1 protein-coding gene is annotated in these 608 nt (G+C 39.6%); it reads left to right on the top strand.

What is annotated here, in order from left to right; translation table 11 throughout:
* Positions 1-608, top strand: a 608-nt coding sequence (locus tag ACFIKY_RS09205) for a hypothetical protein (protein ID WP_375661753.1), incomplete at both ends; no start/stop codon positions are given.

Genomic DNA, 608 nt, shown 5'->3' on the forward strand with positions numbered 1-608 from the left:
GATGATGTTAAGGCGGGGGACCTCGGCGGTTTTATTGAAAATGAAAGTAACTTATCCCATGATGGCAATTGCTGGGTCTATGATAATGCCGCGGTTCTTTTCGATGCAACTGTTTATGAAAATGCTAAAATTTATAATGACGCGAAAATCTTTAGAGGTGCCAAGGTGTATGGCAATGCTATCGTTAATGGCAAAGCATTGGTTTTTGATACAACCGCTCATATTTATGATAATGCAAAAATTCATGATAACGCTAAGGTCTGTGGGCATGTTTATGGTAATGCCGTAATCAGTGATAATGCTACTATTTCTAATGGTGCCAAGGTTTATGACAATGCCCGTGTCTATGAAAGTGCCTATGTTTGTGGCTATATTTTTGGCAATGCTCGTGTATATGGCAAGTCACGGGTTTATGTCTGGGCGCGCGTTTATGATAATGCCCATGTTTTTTGTAATGCCTGGATTAAGGATTATTCAAGTATCTATGGTCATGCCAAGGTTTCTGGATCGGCTCGTGTTGGTTGCTTTGTAAGGATTTATGATCATGCCAAGGTCTATGGCAAATCAAATATTGATCATCATGTGCAAATTTATGGCAATGCTGTTGT

Source organism: Bartonella sp. CR127HXZ, assembly GCF_042194555.1.
Taxonomy (GTDB): domain Bacteria; phylum Pseudomonadota; class Alphaproteobacteria; order Rhizobiales; family Rhizobiaceae; genus Bartonella; species Bartonella grahamii.